Annotated in this window: 18 protein-coding genes; 12 read left to right on the top strand and 6 right to left on the bottom strand. The window is 70.0% G+C overall.

Going from position 1 to position 18,800, the window contains the following annotated elements; all coding sequences use genetic code 11:
• Window positions 1–198: 198 nt before the first annotated feature.
• Window positions 199–2,628: an ABC transporter permease gene (locus BAW75_RS09185; protein ID WP_104113273.1), complete on the bottom strand. Its 2,430-nt coding sequence runs from the start codon at window positions 2,626–2,628 to the stop codon at window positions 199–201.
• Complete coding sequence (locus tag BAW75_RS09190) at window positions 2,622–3,395, bottom strand: ABC transporter ATP-binding protein (RefSeq protein ID WP_167435540.1); 774 nt, start codon at window positions 3,393–3,395, stop codon at window positions 2,622–2,624. The genes BAW75_RS09185 and BAW75_RS09190 overlap by 7 nt, the downstream gene beginning before the upstream one ends.
• A gap of 168 nt (window positions 3,396–3,563) precedes the next feature.
• Between BAW75_RS09190 and BAW75_RS09195 the strand changes: the two genes are divergently transcribed.
• Window positions 3,564–4,721, top strand: a complete 1,158-nt coding sequence (locus BAW75_RS09195; protein WP_244206049.1) for a sensor histidine kinase — start codon at window positions 3,564–3,566, stop codon at window positions 4,719–4,721.
• Window positions 4,718–5,386 carry a response regulator gene (locus tag BAW75_RS09200; RefSeq protein WP_104113275.1) on the top strand — a complete coding sequence of 223 codons (669 nt, stop codon included), beginning with the start codon at window positions 4,718–4,720 and terminating at the stop codon, window positions 5,384–5,386. The genes BAW75_RS09195 and BAW75_RS09200 overlap by 4 nt, the downstream gene beginning before the upstream one ends.
• 158 nt (window positions 5,387–5,544) lie before the next feature.
• Here the strand turns inward: BAW75_RS09200 and BAW75_RS09205 are convergent, their stop codons facing one another.
• A complete protein-coding gene (locus tag BAW75_RS09205; RefSeq protein WP_225980530.1) occupies window positions 5,545–6,273 on the bottom strand; it encodes a hypothetical protein in 729 nt (242 codons plus the stop codon).
• 317 nt (window positions 6,274–6,590) lie between these two features.
• On the opposite strand from BAW75_RS09205, the gene BAW75_RS09210 reads away from it, so the two are divergent.
• The 7 genes from BAW75_RS09210 (at window position 6,591) to BAW75_RS09240 (ending at window position 12,662) form a co-directional block, all read left to right on the top strand.
• Window positions 6,591–7,166, top strand: a complete 576-nt coding sequence (locus BAW75_RS09210; RefSeq protein ID WP_244206050.1) for a hypothetical protein — start codon at window positions 6,591–6,593, stop codon at window positions 7,164–7,166.
• The gene (locus BAW75_RS09215) at window positions 7,159–8,001 is read left to right on the top strand and encodes a TRM11 family SAM-dependent methyltransferase (protein WP_104113277.1); all 843 of its coding nucleotides are present in this window, start codon (window positions 7,159–7,161) and stop codon (window positions 7,999–8,001) included. The genes BAW75_RS09210 and BAW75_RS09215 overlap by 8 nt, the downstream gene beginning before the upstream one ends.
• A 420-nt stretch (window positions 8,002–8,421) precedes the next feature.
• Window positions 8,422–9,468, top strand: coding sequence for a DUF4192 domain-containing protein (locus tag BAW75_RS09220; protein WP_244206051.1), 1,047 nt, complete (start codon window positions 8,422–8,424; stop codon window positions 9,466–9,468).
• 5 nt (window positions 9,469–9,473) lie between these two features.
• Window positions 9,474–9,926, top strand: coding sequence for a hypothetical protein (locus BAW75_RS09225; protein ID WP_104113278.1), 453 nt, complete (start codon window positions 9,474–9,476; stop codon window positions 9,924–9,926).
• A 230-nt stretch (window positions 9,927–10,156) separates the two neighbouring features.
• Complete coding sequence (locus tag BAW75_RS09230; protein WP_104113279.1) at window positions 10,157–10,435, top strand: hypothetical protein; 279 nt, start codon at window positions 10,157–10,159, stop codon at window positions 10,433–10,435.
• Window positions 10,436–10,677: 242 nt separating this feature from the next.
• A complete protein-coding gene (locus BAW75_RS09235; protein ID WP_146074813.1) occupies window positions 10,678–11,361 on the top strand; it encodes a GGDEF domain-containing protein in 684 nt (227 codons plus the stop codon).
• Window positions 11,358–12,662, top strand: a complete 1,305-nt coding sequence (locus tag BAW75_RS09240; protein ID WP_146074814.1) for an AcrVA2 family anti-CRISPR protein — start codon at window positions 11,358–11,360, stop codon at window positions 12,660–12,662. Before BAW75_RS09235 ends, BAW75_RS09240 begins: the two co-directional genes overlap by 4 nt.
• Before the next feature lie 81 nt (window positions 12,663–12,743).
• Here the strand turns inward: BAW75_RS09240 and BAW75_RS09245 are convergent, their stop codons facing one another.
• The 3 genes from BAW75_RS09245 to BAW75_RS09255 form a co-directional block, all read right to left on the bottom strand.
• On the bottom strand, window positions 12,744–13,640 hold the full coding sequence (locus BAW75_RS09245) for an IS5 family transposase (protein WP_167435541.1): 897 nt from the start codon (window positions 13,638–13,640) through the stop codon (window positions 12,744–12,746).
• 517 nt (window positions 13,641–14,157) lie between these two features.
• Window positions 14,158–14,703, bottom strand: a complete 546-nt coding sequence (locus BAW75_RS33425) for an integrase core domain-containing protein (protein WP_167435542.1) — start codon at window positions 14,701–14,703, stop codon at window positions 14,158–14,160.
• Window positions 14,704–15,463: 760 nt separating this feature from the next.
• Complete coding sequence (locus BAW75_RS09255; protein WP_104113284.1) at window positions 15,464–16,282, bottom strand: hypothetical protein; 819 nt, start codon at window positions 16,280–16,282, stop codon at window positions 15,464–15,466.
• 68 nt (window positions 16,283–16,350) lie between these two features.
• Here BAW75_RS09255 and BAW75_RS09260 point away from each other — a divergent pair, with 68 nt between their 5' ends.
• The 3 genes from BAW75_RS09260 (at window position 16,351) to BAW75_RS09270 (ending at window position 18,701) form a co-directional block, all read left to right on the top strand.
• The gene (locus tag BAW75_RS09260; protein WP_104113285.1) at window positions 16,351–16,662 is read left to right on the top strand and encodes a transposase; all 312 of its coding nucleotides are present in this window, start codon (window positions 16,351–16,353) and stop codon (window positions 16,660–16,662) included.
• A complete protein-coding gene (locus tag BAW75_RS09265; protein ID WP_104113286.1) occupies window positions 16,659–17,585 on the top strand; it encodes an IS3 family transposase in 927 nt (308 codons plus the stop codon). The genes BAW75_RS09260 and BAW75_RS09265 overlap by 4 nt, the downstream gene beginning before the upstream one ends.
• 168 nt (window positions 17,586–17,753) lie before the next feature.
• Entirely contained in the window at window positions 17,754–18,701 is a 948-nt protein-coding gene (locus BAW75_RS09270; protein WP_104113362.1) for a hypothetical protein, read from the top strand.
• The last annotated feature ends 99 nt before the right edge of the window (window positions 18,702–18,800 follow it).

Consider the following 18,800-nt stretch of genomic DNA (forward strand, 5'->3'; position numbering starts at 1 on the left):
CAGCCGGGGCGGCACCTCGAAGCTCAGCCACAGGCACGGCGCAACACACTTCGGCCATCCCCACTCCCGGCCTGCAGGCGCGGCAGCACCAGTCCTCTGCCGCACCCGTCGTCGGGCGTCTCGACCCGATGTCCGTCCCCGGGGAGCACCAGCTCCCTCTGTCCAGTGGAGAAGGAGCACGGTGACTGTGGCACGGGTTCACCCCACGATGCCGACGGGAGACCGCGCGGGACCGGGACGCAGTGACCGCCAGGTCGGCAGTGCGCTCGCCAGCACCGCCAGGAGCAGGCAGAGGCCCACCACCCCGCCGACCACGGACCACGGCAGCACCAGGTCGACCGGTACGCCGGCCTGCTCGGCGAGGCCGGCACGGATGCTCAGCAGACCGACGAACGCGACAGCCCCTCCGAGCAGTGCACCGATCAGCACCACCAGGGCGGACTCGGCCGTGACCAGCCAGATGACCTGCCTTCGGGTCGCACCGGCCAACCGGATCAGCCGCAGGTCGGCCACCCGGCCGGCGGCGGCCATCAGCAACGTGTTCGCCACCGCGACAGCCCCGTAGCCGGCCGAGACAGCGATCAGTAGCAGCGTGAAGAGCCAGACGAGGCGGTCCTCGGCGCGGTCCGCCTCGGCCGCCCACCCGGGCACGTCGACGATCCGTGCTCCGATTGGAGGATCGATCCGGTCCTCAACGTACACCGTGGAGGTGAGCGCCGAGGGGTCGTGTGCCCGCACGACGGATCGTGGCAGGAGCAGGTCGCCGGGGATCGAGTCGTCGGTGACGACGGCGACGACGCGCAGCGACACCGACTCCCCATCGGCGAAGACCAGCGCGTACGGCTCGGCCGGCTGCCGGTTCGCCGAGGCGGGGAGGACCACCGTGTCGTCGCCGCTCAGGTCGTTCAGTGAACCGGCGACGACGGTGAGCGCCCGGTTCGCGGCGGCGAAGCCCGCCGGGTCCACGCCGAGCGCGGTCAGTGGCCGGTTCGCCGGCGGCGAGTTCGGGTCGCTCTCGTAGACCGTCGTCGGGAGGAGGGCGGTGCCCCGGGTTGCCGCTACGGCCTGGTCCGACAGGCCTGGTGCGCGGTCGGGCACGACGATCCAGCCGGCGTTGACGTTGTCGGCCCGGCCCGCCGCGTAGGCAGCCGTGGTGGTCCGCACCATTCCGGCGACAAGCACCGCGAACGCAACAGTGAGCAGCACCGGGGCGGCGATCGAAGCGGTCCGCCGGGTCGCGGTCGACACCCCGGCCCGGACCAGCATCCCGATCGCGCCACCCGGTCGGCGCACCGGCCACCGCAACATCCGCACCAGCGGGCCGACGACCGCCGGAGCAAGCACTGTGGCACCGGCCACCAGGGCCATCACCGCGTACAGGGCGTACTGCGCCGCGACGCGGGCCTCGCCGGCGGTCGCCGTCCCGACGCTGAGAGCGCCCCCCACCGCGACGAGCAGCGCGCCGGTGGCGATGCGCAGCCGCCCGATCGGTCGCTGCTCGACCGCGGCATCGCGCAACGCCTCAAGCGGTCGGACCCGGGCCGCCCGGCGCGAGGCCGACCAGACTGCCAGCAGCGAGATCACCGGCCCGGCGACGAGCGAGAGCGCGACCGGCCAGTGCTCGTACCCGACCTTGAAGGTCGACGGTTCGAAGCCGGTGTCGACGAGGAGCCGACCCAGCAGCGGTGCGAGGCCGCCGCCCACCAGCAGGCCGGCGATCCCGCCCGCGGCGCCGACGACGAGCGCCTCGCCGTACACCATGCGGCGGACCTGACGCCCGGTGGCGCCGACGGCGCGCAGCAGGCCCAGCTCACGGCGGCGCTGCGCGACGGTGAACGCGAAGGTGGAGGCGACCACGAACACCGTGACGAAGCCGGCGAGGGCTGCCGTGGCGGTGAGCACCTGCATGCCGATCCAGCGGGTGCGGGCGTCGTTGCGGGGCTCCAGGGCGCCACGCGCGTCGCCGGTCAGAACCGATCCGTCCGCGCCGACGATTCCGCGAGCCGCCGTGGCGACCCGCTCGGGGTCCGCGCCCGCCGCGAGCACCAGCCCGATGGCCCGGACGCCGGGCGCGAGCGTGGCGGCCACCTCGTCGGCGACATGGACGCCGGGCCCGTCGACCAGGCCGGTGACGGTGTACGCCTGCGGGCCTGCCGCCGTCAGCAGGGTCACCGGCACGCCGGGGCGCAGCCCGAGTGCACGGTCCACCACCACCTCGCCGGGCCTGCGGGGCGGCTCGCCGGCGGTGAGGCGCAGTCCACCGAGTCGGGCGCTGGCCCAGCCGTGCCCCTGGTGGGCGTCCTCCCGCCGTCCATCGGTGCCCGCGGGGCGACCGTCGACGAGCGGCTGCGCGTAGAAGGTCCGGTCCGGCACGGCCGCCGCGACACCGGGCAGGGCGGCCAGCCGGCCGACGAGCTTCGCCGTCGTGGTGGCGGACCAGGGCCGCGTCGGCACGAACGAGTCCGGCGATGCGCCCGCTTCGGGGCTCTGCACGACGACCGCCGCCCGCGCGAGCCGATCCGGCACCTGCGGGCGCCCGGAGGCGAGAAGCAGGGTGGCCGCCGCGACCAGCGTGACCCCGATGGCCACGGCCACGAACGCGCTGACCGACCGCCTGATGCTCAACACGACGGCCCCGCAGGCGCGGCCGCGTGCTCGGACGGGCGGGCTTCCCGCTCGGCGATCCGCGCGGCGACCACCGCCGCGGTGATCTCGCCGTCCATCTCGTCGACGACGCGGCCGTCGGCGAGCAGCAGGACCCGATCGGCGTACGCGGCGGCGGCGGGATCGTGGGTCACCATCACGACGGTCTGCCCCTGGTCGTCGACCAGTGCGCGCAGCAGTCGGAGCACCTGCCGGGACGCCGCGCTGTCCAGCGCGCCGGTCGGCTCGTCGGCGAAGACCACCGCCGGGCGGGTGATCAACGCCCGGGCCACCGCGACGCGCTGCTGCTCGCCACCGGACAGCTCACCCGGCCGGTGCCCGGCCCGGTCAGCCAGCCCCACGGCGTCGAGCGCGGCGGCGACGTCCCGGGCCGGCGGGCGGCGGCCGGCCAGGCGCAGCGGCAACTCGACGTTCTGCGCCGTGGTCAGGGTGGTCACCAGGTTGAACGCCTGGAACACGAATCCGATCCGATCGCGGCGCAGCCGGGTCAGCTCGTCCTCACCCAGGTCGTCGAGGCGGGTGCCGTCGATGGTGACGGTCCCCTCGGCCGGGCGGTCCAGCCCTGCCGCGCAGTGCAGCAGGGTGGACTTGCCCGAGCCCGAGGGGCCCATCACCGCCGTGAACGTGCCGCTCGCGAAGCCGGTCGTCACGCCGTCGAGCGCCGTCACCCGCCGGGTCCCGGTGCCGTACACCGCGCGTAGCCCCGTCAGGGTCACCGTGTGTGTGGTCATGGCCGCCACGGTGCCCGGTGTGCGGGGTGCGCGCGTCGTGCCGGCGTGGACACTTTCCGGCCCTCCGCCGGGTGGAGGCGGAGAGCCGGAATCACCGGTACGTCGTCCTCCGGGATGACCGCCCGCAGGTGGACGCATCGGACCCGGCCGGCCGATACCGTCGTGCGGGTGACAGCTCCCCTGCTGACCCGGCGGCTGCGGCCGGCGGACCTGTACGTCGTGGACGCCGTGCTCGCCGTGGCGGTCGGCGGGCTGCTCTGCCCGTACGCGGCCCTGGAATCACCGCTGCACGGTGGCGTACGCGAGCCGCTCTGGGTGTCCGTGCTCGTCGGGACGTCTCTCGGGCTGCCGTTGGCCGTCCGGCGACGGTGGCCGGTCCCCGTCGCCGTCATGATCAGCGGCAGCACCGCAGCAGCCCTAGTCACCGGCGTGATCCCCAACTTCGCCGCTGCCGCTCCGGCGGTCGCCGTCGGTCTGTCCTTCTACACGGTGGGCGCGTCGACAGCCACCCGCCGTTCGCTGCTCAGCGCCGCCGGTTGTCTCGCGCTGGTGAGCGTCGCGCTGGCGCTGACCGCTGGTGATCTCTGGTCGCGGACCGGTGCCGTCGTCTACGCCGCCGTCATGATCGCGCCCGCCTGGGCGATCGGCTGGTTGGTCCGTGAGCGACGCGCCCTCGCCGCCCGGCAGGGTGAGCATGTGGTCCGGCAGGCCGTCGCCGAGGAGCGGTTACGGGTGGCGAGGGAACTGCACGACGTGGTCGCCCACACCTTGAGCCTCATCGTGGTGAAGGCGGCAGTCGCCAACCACGTCGCCGAGACCGACCCCCGCGAGGCGGGGGCCGCACTGCGGGTGATCGAGGAGACCGGCCGCAACGCGCTCACCGATGTACGCCGGGTGCTCGGCATACTGCGTGAGGACACCCCGTACGCCCCGGTGCCCGGGCTGGACGAGCTGCCCGTGCTCGCCCGGCAGGCGGCGATCGGTGGGGTGGACGTTCGGCTCGACGTACGGCGGGAGGAACCGGCCGGCGCGGTGCCAAAGTCGGTGGGACTGACGGTGTACCGGATCGTGCAGGAGGCGGTGACCAACGTGGTGAAACACGCGGCGCCGGCCGCCTGCCGGGCGACGGTGACCGTCACGCCTCGCGAGGTCCGGGTCGAGGTGACCGACGACGGCCGCCGGCCTGTGCTGTCCGGCGGGACGGGGCACGGGCTGATCGGCATGCGGGAACGGGTGACGTCGCACGGAGGTGAGTTCCACGCCGGGCCACGCTCCGGCGGCGGCTACGCGGTGACGGCGCGCGTGCCCTATCGGGTGGCCGCGTGATCCGGGTGCTGATCGCCGACGACCAGGCGCTGCTGCGCGGCAGTTTCCGGCTGTTGGTCGATTCGACGCCGGACTTCACCACTGTCGGCGAGGCGGGCACCGGCGTGGAAGCTGTGGCGCTGGCCGCCGAGCACCGGCCGGACGTGGTGCTGATGGACGTGCGGATGCCGGAGATGGACGGCATCGAGGCGACCCGGCGGATCTGCGGCGACCCCGCCATCGCCGGCACCCGAGTCGTCATCCTGACCACGTTCGACCTGGACGAGTACGTCTACGGGGCACTGCGGGCCGGAGCCAGCGGGTTCCTGCTCAAGGACACCCCGCCGGCGGAACTACTGGCCGGCATCCGGGTGGTGGCCGCCGGAGAAGGGCTGCTCGCGCCGACGGTGACCCGGCGGCTCATCGACGAGTTCGCCCGTCGGCCCGAACCGGCCCGGCCGCTGCCACCACGGCTGGACGGGGTGACCGAGCGGGAACGTGAGGTGCTCACGCTGATCGGCCGGGGCCTGTCCAACGCGGAGTTGGCCACGCACCTCGGTCTCAGCCTGGCCACCGTGAAGACGCACGTCGGGCGCTTGCTGACCAAACTGGCGGTACGCGATCGGGCGCAACTGGTCATCGTCGCCTACGAAACGGGTCTGGTCGAGCCTGGCCGCCTGCGCTGAGAGCATCGCCCCTCTGCACCGGCCCGAGTACGGAGACCGACGGGGACGGAACGAGGAGCAGGTGCGCGGATCCGCCTACCGTGCCGAAGAGGCGCGCCTCGGTTCCTTGCGGTTTTCACGCCGTGGCGCTCCGCCCCCGGAGGGTTCGACGGCCATGGTCAGTGCTTCTGAGCTCGGTACCCGGAAGGAATCGGGCCGGACAGGTCGCCCCGGCTGACAGCGGCGGCCACGAGGTGCTCGGCACGACGCCGGCGCATCCGCAGTGCAGGTGCGGTCACCCCTTGCTCGCCGGCCAAGTGCTCGATCAGGGCGTCGCCGAAACGGGTCGCGCTGATCAGCTCGGCGGTGTCGGGGGTGATCAGGCCAGCGGCAGCTGCCCGGCCGAGCAGCAGGTCAGGATGCCCATAGGGCATTCTGGGTGTCCGCGAGCCGGTAGCGAGGTCGGGTGGCAATTCCTCACCATCGTCGACCTTGACGACCGCGACTGCGGCGCGCCAGGCAGCCCAGCACAACCGGAGCCATAACCGAGGCGGCGCCAGGTCTGCGGTGCGGAGAGCGTCAAGGAAACCAGCGAGGACTTCGGAGTCCACATCGTCGGCGTGCCTCCGACTGCCGCGGCTGATCCTTGCCGCAAGGTGCGTCAGCGCCGGGAGCGCGACGCCGATCGCGCCTACGACCCAGGCCGGCCCCCACTCGCGGGCGTGGTGGGCCAACTGTCGCCACAGCACGTCGGTGGTGTCGCTGCTGTGATGCTCGCCCAGCAGCAACGTGCGTAGCTCGTCCAGCGGCAGTGGTCGGTCCGGCAGGCCCGGTACCGGACGGGCGTCGAACATCAGCGGTGCGGGTTCGCAGGTCAGCAGCTCGAACGCCTTCTCGGCGGTGCTCAACGCCGTGTGGGTCGGCATTGCATGCGTCGTTGGTGCCACGGTGAGGTCCCCTCGACCGGAGGACGTCGCCTTGGTGCGACGTTCCCGAGGCCCTCGATTGGGACAGCTCAGCCTGACACCAGAGTCGGTTGTCAGGGTCGGACGGGTCGTGTCCGACCCTGTCAGGCCCACACCGGTCAGAGCGGGTCGACCTGCTGACCTGGCGCCGCTTGCCGCCGGGGTGATGGGTCCTGTCAGACCGGGGGTGGTTCGATCGGCCTGTCAGCGCGGCCCTGGGAATCGTCAGTACGTCCGCCGGTCCGGGGGCCACCGTGCCTATGACCAACAAGAATCCACGTCGCGCACCCGATCCTGTAGGGGATGTGGTGCCCGGCGACCCGCCCGTGCCGATCACCGTGTGGCCGGTCCCCGCGCCGCAGGCGGGGGAGACCATGTCCAACGCGATGGGCGTGCGGCTGGTCCACAATCTCAGCCACCCATCCAACTTGATCATCGACTTGGCGGTGGGGCCGCAATTGGCCCGCGCGATCATCAGCACACAGCGCCGCGCCCATCTGACCCTGGCGGGTCCCGGACAGCGGGGCCCGGAACCGGCAACGCTGATCGTTTCCGGCTGGCCGCCCTACCATGCGGCCGCACCGGAGGAATTCTTCACCCGCTGCCGCACGAGTCTGCTACCTGGCGGCTGCGTCGCGGTGCTGCTGCCGCACGACGACCTTGCCCTGCCTGTCGACGTGGTCGTCGCCGCCAAGCGCACCGGACTGATGTATCTGCAGCACATCGTGGCCGCTGACCGACCGCCCCGGCGCGGCCTGCGCACGCACCTCGACATCCACACCGACGTGCTGATCCTGACCCGAGGCACCACGCAGCGCGGCGACAGCCATGGGTGAACCGCTGCCGATCACCTCGGTGTGGCTGACCTGCCAGATACCCGCCCGTGACCAGCGGCGCGGCCGATACGTTCCGACGACGTCGAGCCATCCGGCCAAGATGCTGCCCCACACGGCCGCCCATGCCATCGCCACCTACAGCCGACCGGGGGATCTGGTGTTCGACCCGATGTGTGGGTCGGGGACCACATTGGTCGAGGCCATGCACCTCGGCCGTCATGGACTCGGCATCGACATCGAACCCCGCTACACCGCCATCGCCGAGGCCAACATCGCTCTTGCCACGGGGCAAAACGCCCCCGGAACCGCGCGGGTGCTTGCCGGCGACGCCACCGGACTGCTCGACCTGGTGCCCGCCCCCGTAGTCGGCCAAGTCGCGCTCGTGCTCACCTCGCCGCCCTACGGACGCGGCACTCACGGACTGGTCCAGACGACGAGCGCAGGCCTGCACAAGCGACACCACCACTACGGGGACCGGCAGAGCGGCAACCTCGCCTACGGTGGTTGGTCGCGTCTACTCGACGGGTTCGCCGCGATCCTTGCCGCCAGCTACCAGCTTCTGCGCCCCGGCGGGATCGTCGTGATCACCAGCCGGCCGGTGCGCCGCCAGCGCGACGACCTGATAGATCTGCCTGGCGAGCTGCTCACCGTCGCCCGGTCGGTCGGGCTGATTCCGGTGCAGAGGTGTGCCGCGATGCTCGCTGCTGTCCGCGATGGGCATATCGTCCACCGGGCCAACATGTTCGTGCTGCTGGCTGTGCGCCGCGCCCGCGACGACGGCATTCCCATGCACTTAATCGCACACGAGGACGTCCTCGTGCTACGGCGACCATAGACGCCTTTGTTGGCGCTGCCGCCGAGCTGCCGGCATCGCGGCGGCTCGGCTGTCAGGGCCTGACAGATGGCCAGGTCTGACACGTCGGGCCCTGCCTCCGGGAGGCCGAATAGCCTAAGGGCTTCTTCTCTTCTCTTCCTCTCGCGCTCGTCTGACGCGTCCGCGACGGCATCGCGCCCACCACTCCGGTCGGCCGCCACCGCCAGCCTCAGAACGCCGCAATCCATCAAGCCCGCTCGCGCCTTTGGCGATCGCGGCGTAGCAACCGTCGGTCAGGCGGCCACCACTCGGGTGGCCGCCTGCTGCCGTACGTCACCAGCCGGAAGCCGCCGCCGGTACCACCACTCGGCTTCAGGTCTATGCACCCCCGCCCGGCCCAGATGCCGTCGGCAATCCCATCCCTTCGACCCGAGTCACATCGTGGAGGTCATCGTGTCGTCACCCGAGAACAAAGTGACAGTCCGCTCGCCGGCCGATCTGGCCGCCGCCGTGCCCTACCTCATCGGTTTTCATCCCAGCGAAGGCAGCGTCGTCGTCATCGCCTGCAACGGCCGACGGATCGTCTTCGCCGCACGTGGGGACCTGCCCGCCGGCTCAGAGTACGCACACCAGCTGGACGCCCTCGCCGATCAGCTCATCCCCGTCGTGCAGCGGCAACAGCCGCTCACCCACGTAGTGATCATCGGCTACGGCACGCCGGACCCCATCGACCCGGCGCTGCGCGCCCTCAGCGACGCCTTCGCCGCCGCCGGACTGCCCGTCCTCGACCTGCTACGGATCGCCGGAGATCGCCTGTTCAGCTTTATCTGCGACAACCCTGCCTGCTGCCCGCCCCAGGGAACCCCGTTCGACCCCATCGCATCAACGGTTGCGGTCCGGGCGACCATCGCGGGCGTCGTGGTTCGACCCGACCGGGCGTCGGTCGCCGGCCAAATCACGCCGGTGAGCGGCGCCGCGCGCGACGCCATCCAACGGGCCAGCCGCGAGGCGCGCATCCGACTGGAGGCATTGCAGGTAGTCGGCGGCACCGCGATGTATGAGGCCGGTGAGCGGGCCGTCCGCGACGCGCTACGTCGACACGACGCGGGAGCGCGACTCACCGACGACGAGGTGGCGTGGCTGACCACATTGCTGGTCGACCGGGACATCCGGGACCTCGCCGTCGGCCTCACCGAGCCACACAGCCGGCACGTCGACTTCTGGGCCGACATCACCCGCCGCGCCGACGAGCCGCTCGTACCGGCGCCAGCCACCCTGCTCGCCGTCACCGCCTGGCGCTGCGGCGACGGCGTCCTCGCCGCCATGGCCGCCGAACACGCCCTCCACATCGACGGCGCCTACCAGTTCGCCGACACGGTCCTTCAAGCCCTACAAGCCGGGGTGCCCCCGACTGTCATCGAGGAGGTCCTCGCCGACGTCGATTCCGAAACACCCGCACTGTCTGACGACCCGATGGAACAGGAGTAACGATCATGGATCCCGTTCGCGCCATCCTGCTGGCCCTCGCCCGCAGCGCGAAAGAAGCCCGGCTGTTTTGGAATGCCGAGCGTGCCGCCCTGCGCGCCCGCGGCGAAACCCCCACCCACGGCAACTCGTGGCCTTACAGCGTCCAAGCCGACCTCTGCCTGATCACCGCCATCACCGCAGCCGACCTGCCCGCGAACTTCCGTCTCTACGACACCTCGCTGTCCCGAGACCCCCTCGCCGCAGCCGAGCAACTCCGCGAAGTCGCCTCCGCCTACGACCACAGCGGCCCAATCGAGGCCGAACACGAAGCAGCCCGGCTGGCCTACAAGCAGGCCTTCGCCGAACCGCTCACCCCACAGGAACAGCACTACGTCGACCTGCTCGCCACTCTGCCCGCCGCACGCCGAGACAAGATCATCGAGGCGGCGGAGGAACGCATCCGACACTGTCCGGCTTGAGCCCTAGCTCGCCGCGACGCCTGCCGCCAGGGAGGTCAGTCTCCCGTCGCGCCTATCGCAGTACGCGCCTGAAAGGCCTGAGCAGCGCCAGCCTCCGCATGGGTCAAGAGCAGGGGAGCGCGGCACCGGAGAACCAGAGCCGCTGGCGGTCTCTGGGCGAGCCTTTGCGGCTAGCAGGCCGTCGCAGGCGTCGACTCGGCAACGTCGCGAGATCTCCACGAAAGGAACCCATGAGTCTCTACACCCTCATACCCAAGCCAGGCTTCGACCGGTACACGATCCAGGTCGGCTGGAGCCCACACCGCACCTACGTCGCCACCCTCGTCGACTTCACCTGGGACCCGGTGACCGAAACCGAACGCCAACCCGACGTCATCCACCTCGGCCGGGTCAAGACCATTCTCGACCCGGCCGAAGTGCTCTCGGCCCTTGAGCCCTACGCCGAGATCCCCGCCGACCTCCCGGCCAGACTCCGCGCCGACCAGGCCAAACACCCGCTACGCCGCTGACACCATCTCGCGACCAGTCACGAGGTGACTGGCTGCCCTCGTATCTGCAGTGCGGTTCGACGTGCCGCTGTCCGGCGCCGCCGGCCTGACCCTGGCCCGAACGCTCCGGCCACCAGTGCCGCGAGTCCTTGCAGCAAGAACCGAAACCGGCCCGCCACTGGCGGGCCGTCGTCGTATCAGGACCCGGGACGCGCCGCCTACGAAACGTCCGCGTCCCGGGTTCTCCCGAAAGGAGGACCCCAGTGTCCCGACCACTGCTCATGATCGCCACCGCCGTAGTGGCCTACGCCCTGGGCCGGCTCACCGCCTGGCCGACCATTCACCGCCTCCGCCACCAGCTCGAAGACACCCACCGCTCGATGCTCCACGACCCGCTCACCGGCATGCTCAACCGCGCCGGCCTCCATGCCGCCCACGCCGCCCTCGCCGACAAGCCCTCCGCCCAGCCGATCACCGTCGCCCTGATCGACCTCGACGACTTCAAGCACGTCAACGACACCCACGGCCACGACCACGGCGACGACCTGCTCATCGCCATCGGTGACCGCATCACCGACCTCGCCGCCATTCACGGCGGCGCCGCCGCACGGCTCGCCGGCGACGAATACGCCGTCCTCCTACCCACCCGCGCTGGCGACCCGGACCGCATCGCCGACGCGCTCGCGACGATCATCGCCGAGCCCGTCGCCCTCGGCACCGACGAGCACTTCGTCACCGCCAGCATCGGCCTGGCCATCGTCGAAGCCACCGATCCGCTCACCGACGTCGCGCTCCACCGGGCCGACGTCGCCATGTACCACGCCAAGCGCAACGGGCGGAACCGTCACGCCACCTACCAGCCAGGCATGACCATGCCACCCGCGCCCCACCGCCGCGGACCACGCCTACGCGACCGCCGCCGCCCGATCGACGGAACCCCAGCATGACCGCCCCACCCGAAGAGATGGCCTGCCGCACCTGCCTGGTCCCGCTCAACACCATGGGCACCCCACCCACCCACGTCCACCCTGTCCACCTCACCACCGACGGACACGCCCCCGCGCCCGTCCCGGTCAGCCAACTCGCCACCGTCCGCCGGACCTGCGACTTCTGCGGCGACCTCTACCCGATCTGGACGCTGCACGGCGCAAACGTCACCGCCGTCGCCATCGGCTCCACCGGCACCCTCGTGCAGAACTTCGGCGAGACGTGGGCAGCATGCACCACCTGCCAAACCCACATCGACGACGGCCGCCCAGACCTGGTCGTCGACCGAGCCATCCACGCCCTCGACGTCGGCACCAACCCGGAAGTACGAGGGCGCATCCAGGAACTGCACCTGGCATTCCTCGACGCACGCCTCACCAACCGCACGCTCCTCACCACAACCCCCTGGCCAGCGGCATCCATCGCAGCGAAGGACCTGCCCAAGGTGCGCGACCGGCTCACCCACCTCTACCGAGGCAACGACGACGTTCCCGCTGCGCTCGGGCTCACCGGAGCGCGCGGCCAGATCGCTGACGGACTCGACCAGTCGCGCCTCTACTGGATCGACGACGACTTCACCGACCTCGCCGAACACGCCGCCACCCAGCTCACCGCCCTCACCATCGGCCACGACCTCGGCCCGCCGGCCAACGTACTCATCACCTGGTCGCGGCCCGTGACCCAACACCAGATCACCGCCGCCTCCTGGACCTTGGCCAACGACGGCTGGCAAGTGGTCCTCTACCGCGCCATCGGGGCCGGACTCGACGGCAAACCCCTGCAACGGCTCCGGGAGCAAATCGGCTGGCTCGTACCCATGACGGCCGCCCACCTCACCGAGCAACATCTGATCGATGCCGACCACCCCGCAGCCGCACTCTTCGCCACATGGCTGCTGATCACTCAGAAGGCCGCAGAGATCGACGTCGCGAGAGTCGACAAAACCATCGCCAAGGCCTATGCCCGTACGAAGCGGGACCAACCAGAGGTGCGCATCGTGCGGATCCGCGGCCGCCGCAGCCCGAGCGACGCAGCAGAGACGACGCCGGGGGAGCAAGGGTGGCGCCAGAGTAGCCGGTTCTGGGTTTCCGGCCACTGGCGCAACCAAGCCCACGGCCCAGGCCGATCGCTTCGCCGCCCGGTCTACATCAACCCATTCCTGAAAGGGCCAGCCGAGTCACCGCTGAAGACCAGTACCACCGTTCGCATGCTCAGCAGCCACAAACCGCAGGGTGAGGAGCCGACCCCACGACCAGCGTGACCTGATGTCAGGTGGTGGCAGGGGCCGTCCCCTGCCACCACCAACAGCAAGGGCCACCTCTGCATACGGCAGCCTCCACGGCTAGGCCGTGTTTCGTAGGGCGCGGAGCCATTGGTTGATGGCGGCGATGGTGAGGGTGGCTTCGTAGCGCACGGCGAGTTTGTCGTAGCGGGTGGCCATGGCGCGGTGTTGTTTGAGCTGGTTGATGCCGCACTCCACGGCGTGGCGTAGGCGGTAGAGGTCGGGGTCGAAGGCGGGTGGGCGTCCGCCTTGGGATCCTTTGGCCTTGCGGTGCGCGTCCTGGTCGGCCTTGCTCGGGATGCACGCGCGGATACCCCGGGATCGCAGGTGGGCGCGGTTGGCCTTGGACGTGTACGCCTTGTCGGCCAACACGGTGTCGGGGCGGGTCCGTGGCCGGCCACCACCGGCTCGCCGGATGCGGATCTTGGCCAGCACGGGGATGAACTGTGGGCTGTCGCCGCGCTGTCCGGCGGTCACGACCAGGGCCATCAGTTTGCGGCCCTGCTCGCAGGCCAGATGGGTTTTGGTGGTCCAGCCGCCCCTCGATCGGCCGAGCCCATGATCTGCCGGCTCGGCCTGCACACCACCAGCAGGCTCCTTCTGCGCCTGGCCGTCGCGGCGGGCTCCTGCGGCGTGCTGGTGGGCGCGGCTGATGGTCGAGTCCACGCTCACCGTCCAGCCAATCAACCCCGCCGCGTCCGCTCGGGCCTGCAACGAGGTGAGAATCCGGGCCCAGACACCGTCACGCTGCCACCGCCGAAACCATCGATACAAGGTCTGCCACGGCGGATACTCCGCAGGCACGTCACGCCACGGCGATCCGTTCCGGACCCGCCACCGGATCCCGTCGATGATCATTCTCATGGTCCATCTGCGCGGCCGAGCATGACCCATTCCGGCAGGCAGCAACGGCTCCAGCGCCGCCCACTGCACATCAGTCAGGTCATGTCGCCTCACTGCCGTTACGCTCGGCACGAGGTCTCCGGTGTGAAGTTCTAGCTTGGTCGCTGAACCAACTACCGGAGACCTCTCCCATTAGCGACCACCGCCACGCCCAACAACGACGCCCTACGAAACACGGCCTAGACCAAAAACCGACACTCACCAGGCTTTCTGCCGTGGGAAGTCAAGGATTCGCCTCTATGACTCGGCGATGGTGACGCTTCGTCGTCCGGAGCTCGGCCGAGCAGACGACTACGTTCACACCGAAGAGGTCACTGGTTCGATCCCAGTATCGCCCACCGTAAATACCCGCAGGTAGGAAGCCCGTTGCCGGAGTCACCGGTAACGGGCCTTTCGGTTGTTGCCCCTTGCGTTGGGAGCAGTTTGGGAGCAGGGGTGTTGATGGCGCCGGATCGCGGTCTCCAACCGGCCTCTTGCGAGAGGCTGGGCGGGTGGCTGGCGGGGCATTCTGGTCGACGACGATCTTCACTGGCGGCAAGGTCGGGAACGCGATCCTCATGGCACCCCTGGATCAGATGTGGACTTGCGCTGAATTGACAAGAAGTGGCCCGGGGAAGCGTCCAGTCACCCATCGGGTTGGTCTGGGCTGGTAAGCGAGGCGGGCATCCTCGATTGCCGGCGTCGGCGCTGGCCCTGCCGCACCTTGTGGCCACATGGGACCCGCTGATTCCGCTGTCAAGTGGCGACAGCGTGTCCAGCTGGAAGGCATTGAACCCGAGTGGCGTACGACCGGCTGACCGGCCCGCGGCTGGCAACCCTGGCCGAGAGGGCACGGCAGGCCGTGCCAGGCTGAAACATCGGCCGTTGTCTCGGCCGGGTCCAGATCGCGGACAACGCGGTGGAGGCGGCCAGGTAGAGCCTGAGCGGGGCCCGCAGCGGCGAGGGTGGAGGGGCGGCGTCGGGTGTTGTACCAGCCCTCGATCCAGGTGAATATCGCCTTGGGGGCGGCGGCGCGGGTGGGCCAGGCCCGCCGGTCGAGTAGTTCGGCCTTGATGGTCGAGAAGAACGACTCGGCTACGGCGTTATCCCAGGATTGCCCCCTACGTCCGACCGACAACTGGATCCGGTGCCGATTGGCGAGTCGGGCGTACTCGGCGCTGGTGTACTGGGCAGCCGTGGTCGCTATGAAAGGTTACCGGCTGGTCGCGGCCGACGGCTGGTCACGCCGTGGGATGGGATAGCGCCTGAGCGGCTAGGTCGGTGCGCAGATGATCGGCGGTGGCCCGCCGACGAGCCGACGGGAGGTCAAGTCGATGACGGTGGCCAGATACAGCCAACCCTCCCACGTGTTGATGTAGATGATGGCTCCGCACCAGCGGGTGTTCACCGCTGCGGCCGCGGTCGGTGAAGTGTCTGGCGATCAGGTCAGGGCAATGAGCGCCGACGGGTCGGGTACGGTCGTCGTCCGCCACCGCTTCGGCGCCCGACCGCACCGGCCGGTCGCTTGCATGAGCCGGGCGATCCGCTTGCGGAAGCGCCGGCGGCCCTGGGCGCAGTTCGGCGTGGATGCGCGGGTAGCCGTAGGTTCCAGCAGGAGGAGTCGTCACCTCGATGCTCGGTGAGTTCGGCGTAGAGGGTGATGCGCAGCGCGATAGCCAAGCCCTTGATTGGCCTGGCGTTAACGCAGCAAGTACGACGATCTGCAAAGCACCTACCGGTGGACCCCCCACTCGGCATGCTGCCAGGCACCAGAGCCCGACTGGCTGGCCGTGCGGGCGCTAGCCGACCACGGCGGCGGGCACGCGTTCGCCACCGAAGACTGACAGGTGTTGCGTGGGTTCCGAGGGCGCAATGGGTCCGCGGAGCCCACGAATAGCTCAATAGAGAGCGGGCGGTCGTGCTGCAGCCTTAGCGAGTCGTTGGGAACGCGCGTACAGCTCATCACGGATCAGCGACGGCGGCACGAGGCCGTCGGCCCAAGCGATGAGGAAGTGTTCGGCGGCCTGCTTGCGGGCGCCGACCGACCCGGCGCGCTGGTAAATTTGGTCCGTCAGCAGCTGGGCCGCGAGCTCGTCGTATCGCTCGTCAATGTCGGCGTACTGCAGCTGTGTGAGCTCGTCAGCGCGGTCGCAGGCAGCGCGGGTGGCGTCCCAGTGCACGCGCTCGTCAAGGTCGGCGGGCAGGTGAGACCTGGCGAACCTTTGCCGGGCTCCGCCGGGTTTCGCGGCGCGGAACTGTGGCATGGCCAGCAGCGCTTCGACGGCGGGTGCGGTCAAGCGCTCGCGGTCACCGTCGCTAAGCCATCTCGGCTCGTCGTCCAGAGCGTCGTCTGACGGTTGGCTGCGGGCGAGGCCTTCCCACTCGGTGTACCAGGCTGCGGTGTGTTCCCATAAGTGGACGACGCCGCCGGCGACGAACGCAACCTCGATGCGGCAGGGCTTGCCGCGGTGTTTTAGTAGTCGCGCGGGCGGATCGCTGACCTCGTCCGAGTCGGGTTGGAAAGTCTCGCTCTGCAGATACAGGGCGCGGGCACTGAGCTGGTGCGCCACGGTCAGGAAGCCGGGCAAGTCCAGGACGTCCGGTTCGAGGCACACTTCGGGGCCGATGTCGCGGGCCGGCACGGCGGGCACCACCGTCATGGCGTGCTCGTCGGCGAAGGCCGTCGCGGTGGAGCGCAGGCTGGTGAGGTCATCCACAAGGTGAGGTTCCCCCGGTAGCTCGGAGGCTTTCGATCATGCTCTGATGGAGCTGAAGGGAGCCATCCGTGGCAGCACCGAAGAAGTACCCCGATGAGCTGCGTGAACGTGCGGTGCGCTTGTATCGGGAGTCAGACCCGAAGCCCGTGATCCGCCAGCTGGCCCGCCAGCTTGGCGTGCATCACGAAGCGTTGCGGAACTGGATCCGCCAAGACGAGGCCGACCGGGGCCAGCGTGACGATAGGCCGACGACCTCCGAGCTGGAGGAGCTTCGGCGGCTGCGGCGGGAGAACGCCGAACTGAAGCGGGCCAACGAGATCCTGAAAGCCGCCTCGGCTTTTTTCGCCTCGGAACTCGACCCGACCCGGCGACGGTCGTGACGCTCGTCGACGAGCTGAAAGATCGCTTCGGGGTCGAGCCCGTCCTCCGGGTCATCGGCGTGGCCGTCTCCACCTACTACGGCTGGCTCGCCCGGGCCGCCAACCCGTGCGCCCGGCGACGGGAGGACGCGGGACTGGCGGTGCAGATCGCGGAGATCCATGACATCTCCGGCGGCACCTACGGCAGTCCGCGGGTGCACGCGATGCTTCGCCGGCAAGGCCGGCACGTGGGCCGCAAGCGGGTCGAGCGGTTGATGCGCGACGCCGGCCTGCAGGGCGCGTTCCTGCGCAAGAAGTGGCGCATCCCGTCGACGCGGTCGAACCCGAAGGCGACACCGGCGCCGGACCTGGTCAACCGGCAGTTCACCGCCGCGGCGCCGAACCGGTTGTGGGTCGCTGACGCCACCCGCATCCCCTGCGGCGAGGGCGTGTTCTGGCTGGCAGCGGTGCGGGATGTGTTCTCCAACCGCATCGTGGGCTGGCGGTGCTCCGACCGCTGCGACACCGACCTGATCCTCGGCGCCCTGGGATACGGCATCTGGTCCCGCCACGTCCGCGACGGTCAACTGATCCACCACTCCGACCGCGGGTCGAACTACACGTCGTTCCGCTTCGCGCAACGCCTGGCCGACAACGGGATCCTGCCCTCGATGGGGTCGGTCGGCGACTCGTTCGACAACGCCCTGATGGAGAACTTCTGGTCGACGTTGAAGATCGAACTGGTCTACCGCAACTCATGGCGCACCCGCGACGAGGCCGAGAACGCGATCTTCAGCTACATCGACGGCTGGTACAACACCCGCCGCATCCAAAAAGACCTCGGCTGGCGATCTCCAGACGAGTACGAAACCGCCTGGCACACCCACCAGGCCCGACAGCACGAGACGACTATCGTTCAGCCTGAGCCCACCGGCGCCAGGTAATCAACCCTCCGGCAAACCGGGGGAACCTCAAGGTGACACGGTAGCGACCGGGTGCGACAGTCACCCTCCACCACGGCGCCGACCCTCGATCCTTTCGGGTGACAACGCCCGGACCTGCGCTCGGTGATAGCAGCCAGAGTGTCGGGGGTGGGCAGTAACGTGCCGGGCATGTCCGCGTTGACGTCCGAAATCAAGGACCGCAACAGCCCGGTGGCGCAGTGGCTGAGCGCCACGTTCCCCCACTACAAGGAGATCCAGACGAGTTTCCGGACCGGCGCCGGTTCTGCCCTGGTATTGCCGAGCAAGCAGGTGAATCCCGGTACGCAGGGCGCGGCGATCGACTTCTGGCTCCGGATGGTCGTCGACCCCCACCCGTCGATCGACCTACCCCTGGCTGGGTTGCTGTCACGGCGCGCTCCATGTCTGCGAGCCGGCGCGGAGTTGCTGCGCGAGCTAGCCGGCGGGCAGATCATTAAGGGTGCCGGAACCGGCAAGGTGGAGCTGCGGATGTGCCCGGCCGAGTTCACCGATCGCAGTGACCAGTGGTGGGCTCGGGTCTGCTACGCGCTCGCTCTGCTCGTCGAGCTGTACCGGGCGCCGTCGGTCGAGCGGTCCCGTCTGATGAGGTTAAGCCCTGCTAGCGGAGCCGGGGACCTGCTCGGGCTGACCAACGATGACGAGGTCGCCGACCTGATCGCCATGCGGGACCTAGCCCTCAAGCGGCTGCGGCCTGCCCTACCTCCCGGGCCGGTGGCCACCGGAATGACATTCGACGGCAGCGCAGACCTCAACGCCGACGCAGACCTCATCGCCGGCGGGATGCTCATCGACTTCAAGGCCGGCCAGGGCGGCAGCCTTCGCGCCGACGGCACCCGCGCCGCGCAGCTGGCCCGTACCGACCTTTACCAACTGCTCGGCTATGCCCTGATGGACTACTCCGACGCCTACCGCCTGCAAGCCGTGGCCATCTACGCCGTCCGGTTCGGCTACCTCGCCGCCTGGCCTCTCGATGAGCTCTGCGCCCAGATGGCCGGCCACCCGGTCAATTTCACTGCCCTGCGCCGCGATTTCGCCCATGTGCTGCGCGTACAACTCTCCACCCAGCGCACCCGGTAACACCGGGACGTACTGCACAAGGGCATCGCGTCAGGCGGGCCGGCCCTGCGCGGGGCCGAGGCGGATCGGGCTGCACAGTTTTCTGCGGCCCCGGCAGGG

This window comes from Micromonospora chalcea (genome assembly GCF_002926165.1).
Taxonomy (GTDB): domain Bacteria; phylum Actinomycetota; class Actinomycetes; order Mycobacteriales; family Micromonosporaceae; genus Micromonospora; species Micromonospora chalcea.